Origin of the sequence: Aurantiacibacter spongiae (assembly GCF_003815535.1) — a bacterium.
Taxonomy (GTDB): Bacteria; Pseudomonadota; Alphaproteobacteria; order Sphingomonadales; family Sphingomonadaceae; genus Alteraurantiacibacter; species Alteraurantiacibacter spongiae.
Genome location: NZ_RPFZ01000001.1, coordinates 1,831,083 through 1,847,914, shown reverse-complemented (window position 1 = coordinate 1,847,914; position 16,832 = coordinate 1,831,083). Strand labels below are relative to the sequence as shown.

The window sequence follows — 16,832 nt, the reverse complement described above, 5'->3', positions numbered from 1 at the left end:
TCCAAATGAACCGTAGACGTCTGGCCGTTTTTATCGGCGTGATCGTTTCAATCGCCGCTGCAGTGTTTATGCTGTGGCCAAGTGGCAGTGCCGACCAGCACATTGAGGAAACGAGCGAGGAGGCCGAGCTTCCCGAAGGGCTTGTCCTGCTTGGCGCCGAACAAATCGAAGCGTCCCAGATAGAGGTCGAAACCGTCGGTCAGGGATCGGCGGTCGAGCTGGTCTTTCCGGCCACCGTCGCGGCAAGCCCGACGGCAAGTGCCCGCATCGATGCCCGCGCAGCGGGCGTAGTCCGCAGTGTCGGCAAAACGCTGGGTGATTACGTGAGGCAGGGAGAGACGATTGCCCGCATCGAGAGCGCCGACGCCGCTGCTCTTGCGGCGCAACTCAGCGCAGCGGGCGCGCGGGTCAACGAATTGTCTGCTGCCTACGATCGAGAGCGCCGCCTTTTCGAAGCCAATGTCACCGCGCGGCAGGATCTCGAGGCCGCCCGAGCCAATCTGCAGGTTGCTCAATCGGAACTTGCGCGTGCCCAAGCGGCAGTCTCGGCGGCGGGTGTTAGCGGCGACGGGCGCTCCCTCGCGGTTACGAGCCCGCTCGCGGGCCGAGTGACCTCGGCGCCTATCGTTCTCGGGTCCTTCGTCGAGGCCGGAGAAGAACTCTACCAGGTCGTGAACCCGAGCGGCATGCAGGTCGAGGTTGCCCTCCCGTCGGCTGAAGCAAGCCGCATCCAGCCTGGCGACGAGGCCACGCTGGAAATCGCGGACAACCGGGAAGTGGGTGCGCGCGTGCGATCCGTCACTCCCTCGCTCGATCCCGAAAGCCGCAGCGCTACGGCGGTCCTGTCGCTGGCAAGGCCGATCCCCGGCCTGCAACCCGGTGCCTTCTTGCAGGCACGTATCCGCCCCTCGGGTGAGGTCGATACAGGCCGCATGTCGGTGCCGGAAAGTGCCGTCCAGACAATCGATGGCGCAGAGGTGGTCTTCGTTCGCACGCGCCGCGGGTTTCAAACCCGTCGAGTGGTCACCGGTGCGCGTTCGGGAGGACGGGTGGTCATCGAGTCCGGTCTCGAAGCAAATTGGCGGATAGCCACCGCCAACGCCTTCTTGCTGAAGGCTGAACTCGAGAAGGAGGAGGCCGAGCATGGACACTGATCACATGCAGGACGCGGATCGCCCCCACCGCCATGGCCTGATCGGCATGATCCTCGACGTCGCCGTGCGCTTTCGCTGGGCGATGGTCGTGCTGACCCTCGGTGTGGCAATCTTTGGCGTGGTGAATTTGCTCCGCCTGCCCATCGATGCTGTGCCCGATATCACCAACGTACAGGTGCAGATCAACACCGAGGCACCAGCCCTTTCGCCCTCGCAAGTCGAGACGCAGGTCACCTATCCTGTCGAAACCGGGCTTGCTGGCATCGAGGGTCTGGAAATGACACGCTCGATATCGCGCAACGGGTTCAGCCAGGTGACCGCGATTTTCGAGGAAGGGACCGACATCTATTTCGCGCGTCAGCAGGTCAACGAACGGCTGACGCCCATAAGCGCTTCGCTGCCCGAGGGTGCCGAACCGGTGATGGGACCCATCTCGACCGGCTTGGGCGAAGTGCTCATGTATACCATCGAGTACGAATATCCTGACGGCAAGGAAGCGCCGCGGGGCGGAGCGGTCGGATGGCAGTCCGACGGGAGCTTCGTGACCGAACGTGGCGACCGGCTCGACAGCGATGTTGCCAAGGCTGCCTATCTGCGAACCATTCAGGACTGGGTGGTTGCACCGCTCATGCGGTCGGTCGACGGTGTGGCAGGTGTCGACTCCATCGGCGGCTTCGAAAAGCAATATCTCGTCCAACCCGATCCCGCACGATTGACCGGTTACGGTTTGTCGTTCGACGAGGTGATCGACGCGCTGGAAGCGGCCAATCTCGCCGAAGGGGCCAATTTCGTCGAACGGGCCGGTGAAGCCCTCCTCGCCCGGGTCGATGCGCGCCTCGGCAGCGTCGAGGATATCGAGCAGGCGGTCGTTTCCACCCGCGAGGGAGTGCCTATTCGCGTAGGGGACATCGCCACGGTCAGCATCGGCGGTGACCTTCGAACTGGCGCGGCGTCGCTGAAGGGCGATGAAGCGGTCGTGGGCACCGTGCTCATGCGCGCGGGCGAGAATAGCCGCACCGTTTCGGCCCAGGCGGCCGAACGGCTTGAGGAAGTCCGCAGCTCCCTGCCGGAAGGAATTGTCGCGGAGATCGTCTACAACCGGTCTTCCCTGGTCGATGCGACGATCGCGACCGTCGAGAAGAACCTTGTCGAGGGCGCGCTTCTGGTCATTGCGATCCTGTTCTTGCTGCTGGGCAACATCCGGGCAGCGATCATCGCGGCGCTGGTCATCCCCTTTTCCATGCTGATGGCATCGATCGGAATGAACCGGCTCGGCGTTTCGGGCAATCTCATGAGCCTGGGTGCGCTGGACTTCGGCCTGATCGTCGATGGTGCCGTCATCATCGTCGAGAACAGCGTCGCGAGGCTCGCGGCTCGACAGGAACACGAGGGCCGACTTCTTACACTTGGTGAGAGGTTGACGGAAACGCGGCTTGCCGCGCAGGAAATGATCAAGCCAACCGTGTACGGCCAGGCGATCATTCTTCTCGTCTTCGCACCGCTTCTCACCTTTACCGGCGTCGAAGGCAAAACCTTTTCACCCATGGCGATCACGGTCATGCTCGCGCTCGCCTCGGCGTTCGTGTTGTCGCTGACCTTCGTCCCGGCAATGATCGCCATCCTGCTCAACAAAAAGCTGACCGAAAAGGAGGTCAAGCCGATCCGGATCGCCAAGGAGCGATACGGACCGCTGGTCCGCAGGGCGATCACCCGCCCCTGGCCGGTCATCGGCGTCGGCGTCGGCATCTTCGCCTTTGCGGCCTTCGTGTTCAGCTTCCTCGGGAGCGAGTTCACACCGCAATTGGACGAGCGCGACATCGCCGTGCAATCGCTGCGTATTCCTTCGACATCGCTCGAACGTTCGCTCGCGATGCAAAGGCGGGTAGAGGACCGGCTCGAGCAATTTCCGCAAGTCGAGCTTGTCTTTTCGCGGACGGGCACGGCGGAAGTGGCCAGTGACCCGATGCCGCCGAACGCTTCCGATGCGTACGTGATCCTCAAACCCCGTGAGGAATGGCCCGATCCCGACCTCGCCAAGGACGAGTTGGTCGCGCAAATGGAGAGCGCCCTCAGCAGTCTCGTCGGCAACCTTTACGAGTTCAGCCAACCGATCGAATTGCGGTTCAACGAATTGATCGCAGGCGTTCGCGGAGATGTTGCCGTCAAGATCTACGGAGACGATCTCAGCGCCATGACCTCAGCGGCAAACGAGGTTGCGGGCGTGCTGCGCAATGTCGACGGCGCCGCGGACGTCAAGGTCCAGCAAGTGACCGGGTTCCCCACCCTCGATATTGCCTTCGATCGGCCAGCGATTGCCCGTTACGGGCTGAAGGTCGAAGACGTTGCGCAATCGGTGGCGATCGCACTGGGCGGTCGGCCTGCGGGCCTCGTTTTCGAAGGCGATCGCCGCTTCGATGTGGTTGTGCGGTTGTCGGACGCGACCCGCGACGATTTCGACCAGTTGGGTGCTTTGCCGGTGCTGCTCCCGAACGGGGCAACCATACCGCTACGCTCGGTTGCCGAGTTCCGTGTGGTGGATGGTCTCGCGGAGGTTCGCCGGGAACAGGGACGCAGACTGGTGATCGTCTCGTCCAACGTGCGAGAACGCGACCTCGGGTCTTTTGTAGAAGAGGCCCAGGAAAGGGTTGCGGCGCAGGTCGAACTGCCCGCTGCCGCGTTTATCGAGTGGGGCGGTCAATACCAGAACCTCCAGGCTGCTCAGGAAAGACTTCAGATAGTCATTCCTATCGCTTTCGCGGTCATTCTCTTGCTGCTTTACATGGCGGTTGGGGGCTGGGTGCCGGCGCTCGCCGTATTCAGCGCGATCCCGTTGGCCCTGGCAGGCGGGATTTTCTCCTTGGCTCTACGCGGGATGCCATTCTCGGTATCTGCGGCGGTAGGCTTTATCGCCCTGTCGGGTGTGGCGACCTTGAATGGCCTCGTGATGGTGACTGCGATCCGTCAGCGGCTCGACAGGGGCATGGCGCTCGATGACGCCATCGTCGATGGTGGATTGGCGCGCCTAAGGCCGGTTCTCATGACCGCGCTCGTTGCATCGCTCGGCTTCGTGCCGATGGCCATTGCGACCGGGACCGGCGCGGAAGTGCAACGTCCCTTGGCGACAGTCGTCATTGGAGGGTTGATCACCGCCACCGCGCTGACCCTTTTCGTCTTGCCCGCAATCTTGAAGCTGGTTTTCGGGACCAGAGAAGATGACCGGACCTGGCGACAGCGTTGGTGGGACAGGCTGCGGCGCAATGTGACAAGCGATGAGCAGCGCGAGCTGAAGGACATCACATGACCGATCGGGAAAGGAGAATACGGTGCTGGCACTGAAGGAAAAGAACGGACTGCTCTGGATACGTGCCGGAGGCAGGCAGGGGGATGAAGCTTATGACCGCTTTGTTCCCCAATTCGAACATATCGCAGAGCGCGAGGCCGGTACCGTCCCGATGGTGATCGAGCTCGCGCCTGACTTTTCGGGTTGGAACTTCGGAGGTCTCTGGCGCGATCTTAAGTTCGACATCCGGCATAAGGATTGTTTCGGCCGGATCGCCATAATCGGCGACAGCGAATGGGAAGAGTGGGGCACGAAATTGTCATCCTCACTCTTCCGCGCCGAAATGAAGTTTTTCCGGCCATCACAGCGTAGTCATGCGGAAAGCTGGGTACAAACCGAGGAGGACGCAGCATGAGTGGCGGACATGAGGTCGATGTCGGGTCGCCTGAAAAGCGCAAGACCCTGTGGGTTGTCCTGTGGCTTAACGTGGCCATCGCGATCGGCTTTTTCGCGGTCGGGTATTTTGCCGATTCTAATGCGCTGTTGGCGAACGGCCTCGATAATTCATCCGATGCCATCGTTTATGCGCTCAGCCTGCTCGCGCTGACCCGCTCACGGACCTGGAAACGCGGGGCCGCACGTTTCTCCGGCATCATGCTGCTGATCTTCTCTGCTGGGGTTATCTTCGATGCTTACCGACGGTTTGTGGAAGGGTCCGATCCGGGCGGGATATTGATGATGGCGATGGCGTTCATCGCGGGGATGGTCAATCTCTATTGCCTGCGCCTGCTGCAGAAGATGGAGAACAAGGACGTCAATATGCGGGCGGCGACCACCTTCAGCTTCAACGACTTTATCTCTAATGGCGGGATCATTATCGCCGGCATCATTGTGATGCTGACCGGAACCAACTGGCCCGACCTCGTTGTGGGCATCGCGGTAGCTTGCATCGCTCTCTATGGCGGCATCGAGATTCTGCGCGACGCTCACATGGATAGCCACGACGATGCGGGAACCAAACACGGCGAGAAGAGGAATTGACCCTATTCGATCTTCCTGCACAATGTGTCCGATGCGCTGGCTTCGGCCGGTGTGATCGTGGCTGGCGTGCTCATTCTGCGATACGAACTTTATATCGCCGATCTGACCATCACGGTGGTCATTGGTGACTTTGTGATCTGGCAGGGCGTTACTTTGTTGCCTCGCACGGTGCGTCTCTTGATGGGCGCGGTGCCGGACGAAAGCGAGTTCGATCGCATTGTGAGCGACCTGCGTGACGCAGAAGGCGTGGCCGACGTCCATCACGTCCAAGTCTGGAGCATCAGCGAGCATTATCGCGCGCTTGAGGCGCATGTCGTTCCTGCCGAATCTTCGTTGCAGGCTTTCGAGGATGTGAAGGCGTGGGCTCGCGGTATGCTCGAGACGCGGCACGCCATCACCCATGCAACGTTCGAAGCCTGCCTCGCTGCCAACTGTGATCCGGTTATGGTCCCGGGCCATCAGGTCGAAAAGAACCAATGCCAAGACCATGATCACGACCATTGACAAGCGCGGCGATCAGGTCGGCCGCTGCAAGCAAGCAGTTTGGTAGCGCACGGCATGAACCGCCCTGCAACTCGTAAAAGAGGACCGACGAATGAAAGCTTCCGATCTTATGGTCGCCGCGCTCGAGGCCGAGGGCGTCGAATATGTTTTCGCCGTTCCAGGCGAAGAGAACCTGGATCTCCTGGAATCGCTGCGAACTTCCGCCATCACGCTGGTTCTGGCCCGTCACGAACAGGGCGCTGGCTTCATGGCGGCGACCTATGGCCGCCTGACCGGCAAGGCAGGTGTGTGCCTGGCAACGCTCGGGCCTGGTGCCACGAACCTGACCGCACCGGCGGCCTATGCCGCGCTCGGGGCCTTTCCGCTCGTCATTATTACTGGGCAGAAACCGATCAAGACATCGAAACAGGCCCAGTTCCAGATTGTCGACGTCGTTTCCCTGTTTACGCCGCTCTGCAAGGCTTCGACCCAGATCGTGAACGGCAATCGCATTCCCTCGCTCGTTCGCGAAGGTTTCCGTCTGGCGCAGGAAGAAAGGCCGGGCGCTGTACTGCTCGAGCTGCCGGAAGATATCGCTGAAGAGGAAACGATCGAACCGGTCATACCTCCGCATTACAGGCGTTATGCGGTCGCCGGAGATGCTGCGCTCGACGAAGCGGCCGAGCGCATCATCGCGGCTGAGCGGCCATTGCTCCTGATCGGTGCCGGAGCGAACCGCCGCCGCGCTTCGAAAGCGTTGCGCAAATTCGTGTCTGATACCGGCTTTCCATTCTTCGACACCCAGATGGGCAAGGGCGTGGTCGATGAAGATAGCGAGCTCTATCTGGGCACCGCGGCGCTATCGTCGGGCGATTATGTTCACTGCGCAATCGAAAAGGCCGATCTGATCGTCAATATCGGTCACGACGTGGTGGAGAAGCCGCCCTTCTTCATGGAGCCGGGCGGGCAGACCGTCATCCATATCAATTACAAGGCAGCCGAAGTCGATCAGGTCTACTTCCCGCAGCTCGAGGTCATCGGCGACATCGCCGGATCGGTCGAGCGGCTGGGAAACCGCCTGGATGGCAAGCTGCAGTGCGACCGCAGCTATTATACCGCCCTGCATCACGAGATTGCATCGCACATCTCCGAGACCAGCGACGACGAACGTTTTCCAATGGTCCCCCAGCGCGTGGTTGCCGACGTACGCAGCGTAATGGCGCGCGATGATATCGTTGCGCTCGACAACGGCATCTACAAGATCTGGTTCGCCAGAAACTACATCGCCCACGAGCCTGGCACCATCCTGCTCGACAATGCATTGGCGACGATGGGTGCTGGCCTTCCATCCGCCATGATGGCTGCGATGCTGGCGCCGGGGCGCAGAGTGCTCGCGGTATGCGGCGATGGCGGGTTCATGATGAACTCGCAGGAACTGGAAACGGCCGTCAGGCTTGGACTGAACCTTGTCGTTCTCGTTCTGAACGATGCAGCATACGGCATGATCCGCTGGAAGCAGGACCAGCTCGGCTTTCCGGACTACGGCCTGACCTTTTCCAATCCCGACTTCGTCACCTACGCACAAAGCTATGGAGCGACCGGTCACCGGGTCGAACGGAGCGCAGATCTTGTGGCGGTCCTGAACGACGCATTCGAGGCTGGCGGCGTGCATCTCGTCGATCTGCCCGTCGACTATTCCGAAAACAAGAAGGTGCTGATTGATGAACTCGGCGCAAAGGTGTGTGAGCTATGAAGACGATCGTTCACAATCCGTTCGACCGCGAGCCGGTTGCAGAAGTGCCGCTAATCGACTGGCCTCAAATCGATGAATGGCTGAGTGAAGCGCAGTTGCTCCACCGCGACCGCCATGGCTGGCTTGCCGTGCACGAGCGTATCGCCATCCTCCGGCGGGCTGCGGATATCATGCGCGAACGAGCCCAGGATCTGGCTCTCCAGATCGTCAGGGAGGGCGGCAAACCCCTGATCGATGCGCGCGTGGAAGCCGGTCGCGCGATCAGCAGCGTCGACTTGTGCGTTCAGGCGCTCAGCGATGGCGGCGGCCACGAGATCCCCATGGACCTGACAGAAGCGGGTGCGGGAAGGACGGCATATACCTTCCGCGAGCCGATCGGTCCTGTCGTGGCGATCTCGGCATTCAATCACCCCCTCAACCTGATCGTCCATCAGGTTGCACCGGCGGTAGCAGCCGGGTGCCCCGTTCTCATCAAGCCTGCGCTGGAAACGCCTCTGTCATGCCAGAGCTTCGTGAGCATTCTCCATGAAGCCGGCCTGCCCGAGGCCTGGTGCCGGTTCGCACCTTGCGGCAACGATATCGCCGAAAGAATGGTAACCGATCCGCGCACGGCGTTCTTCTCATTCATCGGTTCTGCGAAAATCGGCTGGATGCTTCGCTCGAAGCTGGCGCCGGGGACCCGCATTGCTCTCGAGCACGGCGGCGCGGCGCCGGTAATCGTGGACAACGGCGTGGAGCGCGCAGCAGTGATCGCCTCGTTGCTTAAAGGCGGGTTCTATCATTCGGGTCAGGTCTGCGTTTCCGTACAGCGCGTATTCGTCCCTGCTGCAGAATTGAAAGACTTCGCCAATGACCTAGGGCGAGCTGCCGAAAAGCTGGTCGTGGGCGATCCCGCCGATGCTCAGACCCAATGCGGACCCCTGATCCGAACGGAGGAAGTTGACCGCGTCGAACGCTGGGTCGATGAAGCCATCGCAGCAGGCGGCACCCTGGTGTGCGGGGGAAGCCGTCTGAGTGATACTCTTTTCTCCCCGACCGTCATTGTCGATCCTCCCGAAAGTTCCAAGGTATCCCAGGAAGAAATCTTCGGCCCCGTGATCTGCGTGTATGGCTATGACGATATCGACCTGGCTATCAAGCAGGCCAATGCCCTGCCTTACGCCTTTCAGGCCGCTGTATTCACGGATCGCCTGTCAATCGCCAATCATTGCATACAGTCTCTGGCGGGATCGGCTGTGATGGTGAACGACCATACGGCATTCCGCGTCGACTGGATGCCTTTTGCAGGGCTGCGCCGCTCCGGGCTTGGCGTCGGCGGGATCCCCTACACTATGGCGGATATGAGCATTGAAAAAATGGCCGTCTGGAACTGGCCGACAGCAGCATCATAACCCGTTCGACAGACCCGGGATGGCGACACGGGCAGCTTCGCACCCGTCGGCCTTTCCCGAAGTTAAGTCTCTTAGGGGCGGCGGACAAAAGCCGTGCATCGGCGAGCCTGACCGAACTGGCGCACGAGGCGCGGGCATCAAGGCTCGGTGGTACCGGCAAGTACATCGATGATGCGACAATCGCCTACCGTGTCTTGCTCGCAGGCAGCGATCATGCGCCCAAGCTCCGTCCGCAACGCCTCCAGGCTGGCGATCTTGCGCTCGACTTCGCCGAGATGGCTTCTGGCCAGAGCGTCAATGCCCGCGCAGGACCGGTCGGCATCATCGGAGAGATCGAGCAATTCCCTGATGCGTGCCATCGAGAAGCCGAGATCACGCGCGCGCCGTATGAAGTTAAGGCGCGCTTCCTCTGCAGGTCCATAGTCGCGATAATTGGCCTTCGTGCGCGGAGGGGCAGCGAGGATACCTTCGCGCTCGTAGAAGCGGATTGTTTCGGATTTGACGCCGGTTATCCGGGCAAGTTGACCAATTCTCATGACAAAGGCTCCTGCCGCTTGACCTTGTAGTTACTACAAGGTGCATAGGGCGGATCGACGCAAGGAGTCGAGTAAATGGGAAAGACCTGCTGCGGCCCCGATGAGGCCGGTGCAAACAACAACGATCCGACATGGCGGCGCATTCTGTGGATCGCGCTGGGCCTTAATGCAATCATGTTCGGTGTGGAGATCGTGGCAGGCATTGCTGCGGATTCGCGCGCCTTGCAGGCCGACGCGCTCGACTTTCTCGGTGATGCGGCAAACTATGCTATCAGTCTTGGCGTAGCGGGGATGGCGCTCGTCTGGCGCGCACGTGCGGCTCTCGTAAAGGCGGCGACCATGCTGGCTTTCGGCCTGTGGGTGCTCGGCTCGGCCATCTGGGGTTTCTTTGTCGGGGCGTCGCCCGACCCGGGAACGATGGGCGCCATCGGTTCTCTTGCTCTGGCGGTAAATCTCGCCGTCGCCGCGATGCTGTTCCGGTATCGCTCGGGCGATGCGAACATGCGCTCGGTGTGGATCTGTTCGCGCAACGACGCGATCGGTAATATCGCCGTGCTGGCGGCAGCGATTGGCGTTTTCGGCACCGGCCGTGCGTGGCCCGATCTGGTTGTGGCGAGCATCATGGCAGGACTGGCGGTGTGGGGAAGTGCCGAAGTCTTCAATCAGGCACGCGGCGAACTGCGCTCTACCTAAACTCCAGAATATCCCCGCGATCGGGGGTTGGAGGAAATACATTTCCGTCTACACCCTGCTATTGCGAATTAATTGCAACAGATATAGAGACCCCTCATGCATCGCATCGTCTCCGCCACCGTCCATCCGGCACTGCGGCTCATTCTGCTGGCGCTTGCGCTGTGTCTGTCCGTCACCGCGAACGCGGAAGAACCCGACGTGCGAACCACCTGGCGTCTGCTCGATTATATCGCGGTCGACTACGCCTCCGCCGTTTCCGAGGGACGTGTTGCCGACGAATTCGAATATCGCGAAATGGTGGAGTTTTCCGATGTCGTGGCGCGGCAGATCGCTGCATTGCCGGATACTAAAGACAATCAAGCACTCATCCGCCGATCGGACCAGCTGCGAGCTCTGATCGCCAATAAGGAACCCGCCGAGCGAGTTGGGCGCTTAGCGCGCGCGCTGGCAGCCTCGTTGCTGACAGCCTACCCGGTTCCGCTTGCCCCTTCGCAAGCGCCCGACCTTGACCGCGCCCGCACTCTCTTCGCGCAGAACTGCGCCTCGTGTCACGGCGCCGCCGGAAGTGCGCCACCGGCCGCAATGCAGGCACTTGATCCGCCGCCGATCGACTTCACCGATATCGACCGGGCGCGGCAGCGCAGTGCGTTCGGGCTTTACCAGGTCATCACGCAAGGGCTGGAAGGAACGTCCATGGCCAGCTTCGCATCGCTGTCCGACGAGGATCGCTGGGCGCTTGCATTCCATGCCGGCAGCATTGCTTTTGAAGATGTGGCCAAGGGCGAGCGTATTTGGCGGGAAGATGATGGCATACGCCAGCTTGTCCCCGATCTCGAGACGCTCGCCGCGCTCACTCCGGAAAGTCTGGCCGAGCAGATCGGCGAGGACCGTGCGCTCGCCGTCATGGCCTATCTTCGCGCCAATCCCGATGCGGTGGGACAGGCAAATGACGCAGGTTCGCTCGCCTTCGTTCGCGATACGCTCGATCGCAGCCTGTCAGCTTATCGGGCTGGCAACCGAGAGGAAGCGCGGCAGCTTGCCCTGTCTGCCTATCTCGACGGGTTTGAACCCCTGGAGGCCCTCCTGGCAACGCGCGATGGCGGTTTGATGCGGGAGGTAGAACAGGCGCTCGGGCAATTCCGGGCCGGAATAGAGTCCGGTGCGAATCCATCCGAACTACAGCAACTAAGGGCTCGCATCGATAGTCTGTTGGCAAGAGCCGAGGAAGCGTTGGCTCCTGAGGCGGCCAGCGAAATCTCGACCTTTCTCGGGGCGTTCACCATTCTCCTGCGCGAGGGGATCGAAGCAATTCTGGTTGTGATCGCCATGATCGCCTTTGTGAAAAAGTCGCAGCGCTCCGAGGTATTGCCCTATATCCATGGTGGGTGGATCGCTGCTCTTTTCGCAGGTGTCGCCACCTGGGTCGTAGCAACCTACTTCGTAAGCATCAGCGGGGCGAGCCGCGAGATGACCGAAGGGATCGGCGCGCTGCTTGCGGCTGTCATTCTCGTATCGGTCGGGATCTGGATGCACGGCAAATCCCAGGCCGAGGAGTGGCGGCGCTATATCCAGGAAAAAATGGGCAAGGCGCTTTCGCGCGGATCGGCATGGTTTCTCTTTGGTCTTGCATTCGTGGTCGTCTACCGGGAAGCGTTCGAGACTATTCTGTTCTACGCTGCCCTGTGGAACCCGCAGAGCAGCGGCATCATATTGGCAGGTGCCTTGTCCGCAGTCGCGCTGCTAGCGTTCATCGCATGGGTTATGCTGCGCTACAGCCGCAAACTGCCGATCACCCAGTTCTTCCGCTATAGTGCTATCCTGATTGCGATCCTTGCGGTCATTCTCGCGGGCAAGGGCGTGGGCGCTTTCCAGGAGGCCGGAGTTCTTTCCGCCACTTTCATTGCCGGCTTGCCGCGCCTCGCCGAACTCGGCTTCTTCCCGACTGTCGAGACGATCGGCGCGCAATTGCTCACGCTGCTCGCTCTGATTGCCGGATTTCGGATAAGTCGATCACCATCGGGACCGCAGCCGGCAGCTGTCGAGGGATAGGTGATCCCGGTTTGCGATCAGCGGGGTCCGGTGCCGAGACGGCGCGCGAGCCACAAGGAGGCTGTGGGAACCGCGACCCACATCGCGATCGGTATGAGACCGATTTTGGTTCCGGGCACAAGCGGCATGATTGCACTATAGGACCACCCCCAGTCGGCACCGACAGCCAGCACTTCGACCATGGCAGTAATGGCCAGGCCGATTCCCAGGAACACGACAAAACGCGAGATCGGCCAGTCTACGAGCCACGGCGTTTTACCACTGCCGACAGAGGCGCCGAGATAAGCGGCCACCATGATCCCGGCATCGCCGAACGAGGCCAGGCCGCAGCGACGTGCTGCCTCGGCAGGCGACAGACCTCCCGACTGGTAGAAAGGAAGCTGGAGCATCTCCCAGGCGAAAGCGATGAGAATTCCGAATATCGCGATCCAGAGGGCTGGATGAGCACCGCGCCATTCGCGCGATTCCTCAGAGATTTGGTCCTGATCCTGCATCGTCTGATTCGTCACTCCTGCGATCTCCGTCCCGTCCCCATCGCTCAGGTATCGAATTTGGGAAGAGCGAGGCCGCGCAGGCGCAGGGCGTTGCCGATCACCGATACCGAAGACAGGCTCATCGCTGCGGCCGCGATCATCGGGTTCAAAAGCAACCCGGTCCATGGATAGAGGACACCTGCAGCGACCGGAATTCCGAGCGCATTATACGCAAAGGCAAAGAACAGGTTCTGCCTGATGTTGCGCATAGTGGCCCGAGACAGGACGAGCGCCTGAACAACGCCGACGAGGTCGCCGCGCACCAATGTCACGCCCGCGCTTTCGATAGCGACATCGGTACCCGTTCCCATCGCGATGCCGACATGCGAAGCGGCAAGCGCGGGTGCGTCGTTTATGCCGTCGCCGGCCATAGCGACCCGGCGACCATCGCTCTTCAACTGCTCGATCTTGCGATGTTTGTCCTCGGGCGAGACGTTTGCTTCGACTTCGTCGATACCGACCTGGCTTGCTACCGCACGCGCGGTGGCTTCGCTGTCGCCGGTAAGCATCACGATCTTGATGCCGCGCTCATGCAACGCGGCAATAGCGGTGCGGCTGGTTGCCTTGATCGGATCGGCGACCGCGATAAGGCCTGCCGGTGCCCCGTCCACGGCCACGAACATCACCGTCTGTCCGAGGCTTCGGCCTTCGTCCGCCGTTGACCGCCAGCCTTCTTCGAGCGCCCCTATACGCTCCATCATCTTTTCATTCCCGATCGCGACCAGGCGCTTGTCGACATTTGCCTGGATACCTTCGCCGGTCACGGATTCGATATCGGAAGCGTCGAGAATGGCAGCGCCCCTGTTTTGAGCCCCTTCCACGATCGCGTGGGCGAGCGGATGCTCGCTTCCTCTCTCAACGGCAGCGACAAGGCTCAGCAATTCCTGCTCGTCGAAATTTGGCTGCGGTTTTACGTCGACAAGATCAGGCTTGCCCCGGGTCAGCGTTCCGGTCTTGTCGACGACCAGCGTATCGATCTTTTCCAGCGTTTCGAGCGCTTCGGCGTTCTTGATCAGGATCCCGTGCTGCGCGCCCTTGCCGGTACCGGTCATGATCGACATCGGCGTCGCCAGTCCGAGCGCGCAGGGACACGCGATGATCAGAACGGCGACCGCGTTGACGAGCGCGTAGGCAAGGGCCGGTGCCGGTCCCCAGATGGCCCAGACGACAAAACTCACGATAGCGACAAGGACGACGATGGGTACGAACCATCCGGTGACCTGGTCGGCGAGCCGCTGGATCGGTGCCCGGCTGCGCTGGGCCTCCGCGACCATCTGCACGATCTTCGAGAGCATGGTGTCCGCGCCGACCTGCGTCGCGCGCATGGTGAAGCTGCCGGTCTGGTTTACGGTGCCCCCGATCACGGGATCGCCCGCGCTTTTCTTGACGGGAATGGGTTCGCCACTGATCATGGATTCGTCGATGGCACTGCTTCCATCCTCGAGCGTGCCATCGACGGGGACCTTGTCGCCCGGACGCACGCGCAGCAGGTCCCCCGACGTCAATTCATCGAGCGGTACTTCGCGCTCGTCCCCGCGACCGAAGATCTTCATCGCGGTCGGGGGTGCGAGTTCGAGAAGCGCTCGCAAGGCGCTCGATGTCGATCCGCGCGCCTTGAGCTCGAGCACCTGCCCGAGCAGCACGAGGGTCGTGATAACCGCTGCGGCCTCGTAATAGACGCCGACCCGGCCCGCATGATCGCGGAATGCCTCGGGAAAGATGTCCGGGGCGAGGGTTGCCACAAGGCTGAACAGATAGGCGATGGCGACGCCGAAGCCGATCAGGGTGAACATGTTGAGGTTCATGGTCCGGACCGATTGCAGCGCGCGGGTGAAGAAGGGCCAGCCGCCCCAAAGCACCACCGGAGTTGCCAGCAGGAGCTGCAGCCACTGCGCGATAGCGGGTTCGATGACCTGATCGAACGGTCGCGACGGGATCATGTCGCCCATCGCATAGGCGAAGAGCGGCAGCGTGAAGAGCGCGCTCCACCAGAACCTTCGCCGCATGTCGACGAGTTCGGGATCGGGGCCCTCGTTCAGAGTGACCGTTTCGGGTTCGAGGGCCATCCCGCATATCGGGCAAGAGCCCGGCCCCGGCTGCCGGATCTCCGGATGCATCGGACAGGTGTATATCGTACCTTCCGGGACATCCTCGACAGCATCGAGGTGCGCCTTCGAAAGATACATCTCCGGATCCGCGCGGAACTTGTCGAGGCAGCGCGAGGAGCAGAAGTAATGGTCGCCACCCTCGTGTCGATCGACGAAGCGGGCGCCGTCCATCTTCACGCTCATTCCGCAAACGGGGTCGGTCGCCATACCCTCGATTGCATTGTGCCCATCGCTCATCTGTCGTTCTCCCCTAATTGGCCATCACCACGAACTGCCCCATCATGCCTGCGTCCTCGTGCTCGAGGATATGGCAGTGATACATGTAGGGAGTGTCGGGATCGGTATTTTCTTCGAACCGCAACAGCAGCCTGACCTGTTCACGCGGGTTGACGATTACGGTGTCCTTGAAGCCCGCCTCTTCCGCCCGCGGAGGCCGACCGTCCCGGTCGAGCAAGCGGAACTGCACGTTATGAATATGAAAGGGATGGGCCATCATCGATGCGTTGGCGATTTCCCATATTTCCCACTGACCCACCGGTACGCGCTGATTGATGACGTCCATGTCCATGGTTTCGCCGTTGATCGACATGCCCCGGCCCATCATGCCCATATCGAGCACGAAACGGCGGCTGCGAACGGCGAGTGAGGGGTCTGGCGCAGCAAGCGCGGCCAGAGTGGGCGGGAGCATTACTGGAGTTGACGCGCCTGAGGGGCGCATATCGAGGATCGAAAACGTGCGCCCCTGCCTCTCGCGATCGGCCCGGTTTCCCATCATTCCGCCGCCCATCATACCCCCGCCTTGCCCGCCCATCATGCCCATGGCGTTAGCAGGGCTGCTGGCAATCAGCCGGAGCGGGCGCCCTTCGGAAAGATCGACGATCACTTGGGCGCGTTCGCCTGGGGCAAGGGTAAGACTGCGAACCTCGCTTGGCGCGGCAAGCAGGCCGCCATCGCTTGCGATGAGTTGCATCGGACGATCACCTTCGAGCAAGAAGGTGTAGAACCGCGCATTCGATCCATTGAGAAGCCGCAGGCGCAGCGGACCGGCGGTGGCGTCGAAAACGGCATTGGCCGTTCCGTTCACATAGATGCGCTCACCTATCACCCCCATCATCCGCGAGTGCATGTTGAGCGGGTAAACGAGGCGGCCTGAGCTGTCGATCACGCGATCCTGCACGACGAGCGGGATATCATCTACACCGTACCGGCTCGGCAGATCGAGGCGATCCTCTTCCTCGTCGCGCACGTAGATCGGGGCAGCAAGTCCGGCATAGACCTGTGGTCCGGCCCGGCGATGCGTATGAGAATGATACCAGTATAGCGAAGCGCGCTGGCGTATTTCGAAGGACGGGCTCCAGCGTTCGCCGGGCCGCACGAGTTGGTGCGGTCCGCCATCCGCGGTGGCGGGAAGTTCGAAACCATGCCAGTGGACGGTCGCATCCTCGGCAAGCTTGTTGTCGATATGAAAGCGAACCTGTTCGCCGCGGCGCATTTCGAGGGTCGGACCGAGATAGGATGCGTCGATACCGATCGTCGGTGACGGCGTGCCGGGCACGAATTCTTTCTCGCCCAGTGTCAGGGACAGGCGAAAGACACGCTCGCCCCGTTCGATCGTTCCGGCCTGTAGCCGAGGTATGGCAAGAGGATTGCTTGCTCCTCGCTGATCGAGCGACACCCTGCTTTGCGTGTCGCAACCCACCAGCGGCAGCGCCGCGAAACCCGTCGCCGCGAGGCCGGCGCTTTTCATGAAGTCGCGGCGATCCTTAAAGTCGGGCCTGTCGATACCGGGCATATTCACCTGTTTTTGCGTG

General features: G+C 61.3%; 13 protein-coding genes. 9 read left to right on the top strand and 4 right to left on the bottom strand.

Translation table 11 applies throughout. The features are described 5' to 3' along the window. Positions 1-5 precede the first annotated feature (5 nt). From EG799_RS09010 to EG799_RS08980, 7 genes are all read left to right on the top strand, one after another. A complete protein-coding gene (locus EG799_RS09010; protein ID WP_123880461.1) occupies positions 6-1,154 on the top strand; it encodes an efflux RND transporter periplasmic adaptor subunit in 1,149 nt (382 codons plus the stop codon). A gap of 37 nt (positions 1,155-1,191) precedes the next feature. Then, complete coding sequence (locus EG799_RS09005) at positions 1,192-4,455, top strand: efflux RND transporter permease subunit (RefSeq protein ID WP_148085436.1); 3,264 nt, start codon at positions 1,192-1,194, stop codon at positions 4,453-4,455. 22 nt (positions 4,456-4,477) lie between these two features. Then, positions 4,478-4,849 (top strand): SpoIIAA family protein, encoded by a 372-nt coding sequence (locus EG799_RS09000; RefSeq protein ID WP_123880457.1) that lies wholly within the window; start codon positions 4,478-4,480, stop codon positions 4,847-4,849. Beyond that, positions 4,846-5,475 carry a cation diffusion facilitator family transporter gene (locus EG799_RS08995; protein ID WP_008603820.1) on the top strand — a complete coding sequence of 210 codons (630 nt, stop codon included), beginning with the start codon at positions 4,846-4,848 and terminating at the stop codon, positions 5,473-5,475. Before EG799_RS09000 ends, EG799_RS08995 begins: the two co-directional genes overlap by 4 nt. A gap of 24 nt (positions 5,476-5,499) precedes the next feature. After that, positions 5,500-5,979 (top strand): cation transporter dimerization domain-containing protein, encoded by a 480-nt coding sequence (locus tag EG799_RS08990; RefSeq protein WP_230782970.1) that lies wholly within the window; start codon positions 5,500-5,502, stop codon positions 5,977-5,979. A 91-nt stretch (positions 5,980-6,070) separates the two neighbouring features. After that, a complete protein-coding gene (locus EG799_RS08985) occupies positions 6,071-7,711 on the top strand; it encodes an acetolactate synthase large subunit (protein ID WP_123880456.1) in 1,641 nt (546 codons plus the stop codon). After that, complete coding sequence (locus EG799_RS08980) at positions 7,708-9,102, top strand: aldehyde dehydrogenase family protein (RefSeq protein WP_123880454.1); 1,395 nt, start codon at positions 7,708-7,710, stop codon at positions 9,100-9,102. The genes EG799_RS08985 and EG799_RS08980 overlap by 4 nt, the downstream gene beginning before the upstream one ends. A 137-nt stretch (positions 9,103-9,239) precedes the next feature. On the opposite strand, the gene EG799_RS08975 is transcribed toward EG799_RS08980, so the two are convergent. Further along, positions 9,240-9,638, bottom strand: coding sequence for a MerR family transcriptional regulator (locus tag EG799_RS08975; RefSeq protein ID WP_088712478.1), 399 nt, complete (start codon positions 9,636-9,638; stop codon positions 9,240-9,242). A 75-nt stretch (positions 9,639-9,713) separates the two neighbouring features. Here EG799_RS08975 and EG799_RS08970 point away from each other — a divergent pair, with 75 nt between their 5' ends. Then, entirely contained in the window at positions 9,714-10,331 is a 618-nt protein-coding gene (locus tag EG799_RS08970) for a cation transporter (RefSeq protein WP_119511747.1), read from the top strand. A 96-nt stretch (positions 10,332-10,427) separates the two neighbouring features. After that, a complete protein-coding gene (locus EG799_RS08965) occupies positions 10,428-12,380 on the top strand; it encodes a cytochrome c/FTR1 family iron permease (RefSeq protein WP_054522849.1) in 1,953 nt (650 codons plus the stop codon). Between the two features lie 17 nt (positions 12,381-12,397). On the opposite strand, the gene EG799_RS08960 is transcribed toward EG799_RS08965, so the two are convergent. The 3 genes from EG799_RS08960 to EG799_RS08950 are packed head-to-tail and all read right to left on the bottom strand — an operon-like array spanning position 12,398 to position 16,768. Next, positions 12,398-12,889, bottom strand: coding sequence for a hypothetical protein (locus EG799_RS08960; protein ID WP_230782967.1), 492 nt, complete (start codon positions 12,887-12,889; stop codon positions 12,398-12,400). A gap of 29 nt (positions 12,890-12,918) precedes the next feature. Continuing rightward, on the bottom strand, positions 12,919-15,258 hold the full coding sequence (locus EG799_RS08955; RefSeq protein ID WP_010240409.1) for a heavy metal translocating P-type ATPase: 2,340 nt from the start codon (positions 15,256-15,258) through the stop codon (positions 12,919-12,921). A gap of 13 nt (positions 15,259-15,271) precedes the next feature. Next, positions 15,272-16,768 (bottom strand): multicopper oxidase family protein, encoded by a 1,497-nt coding sequence (locus EG799_RS08950; protein ID WP_234029092.1) that lies wholly within the window; start codon positions 16,766-16,768, stop codon positions 15,272-15,274. Between the last annotated feature and the right edge of the window lie 64 nt (positions 16,769-16,832).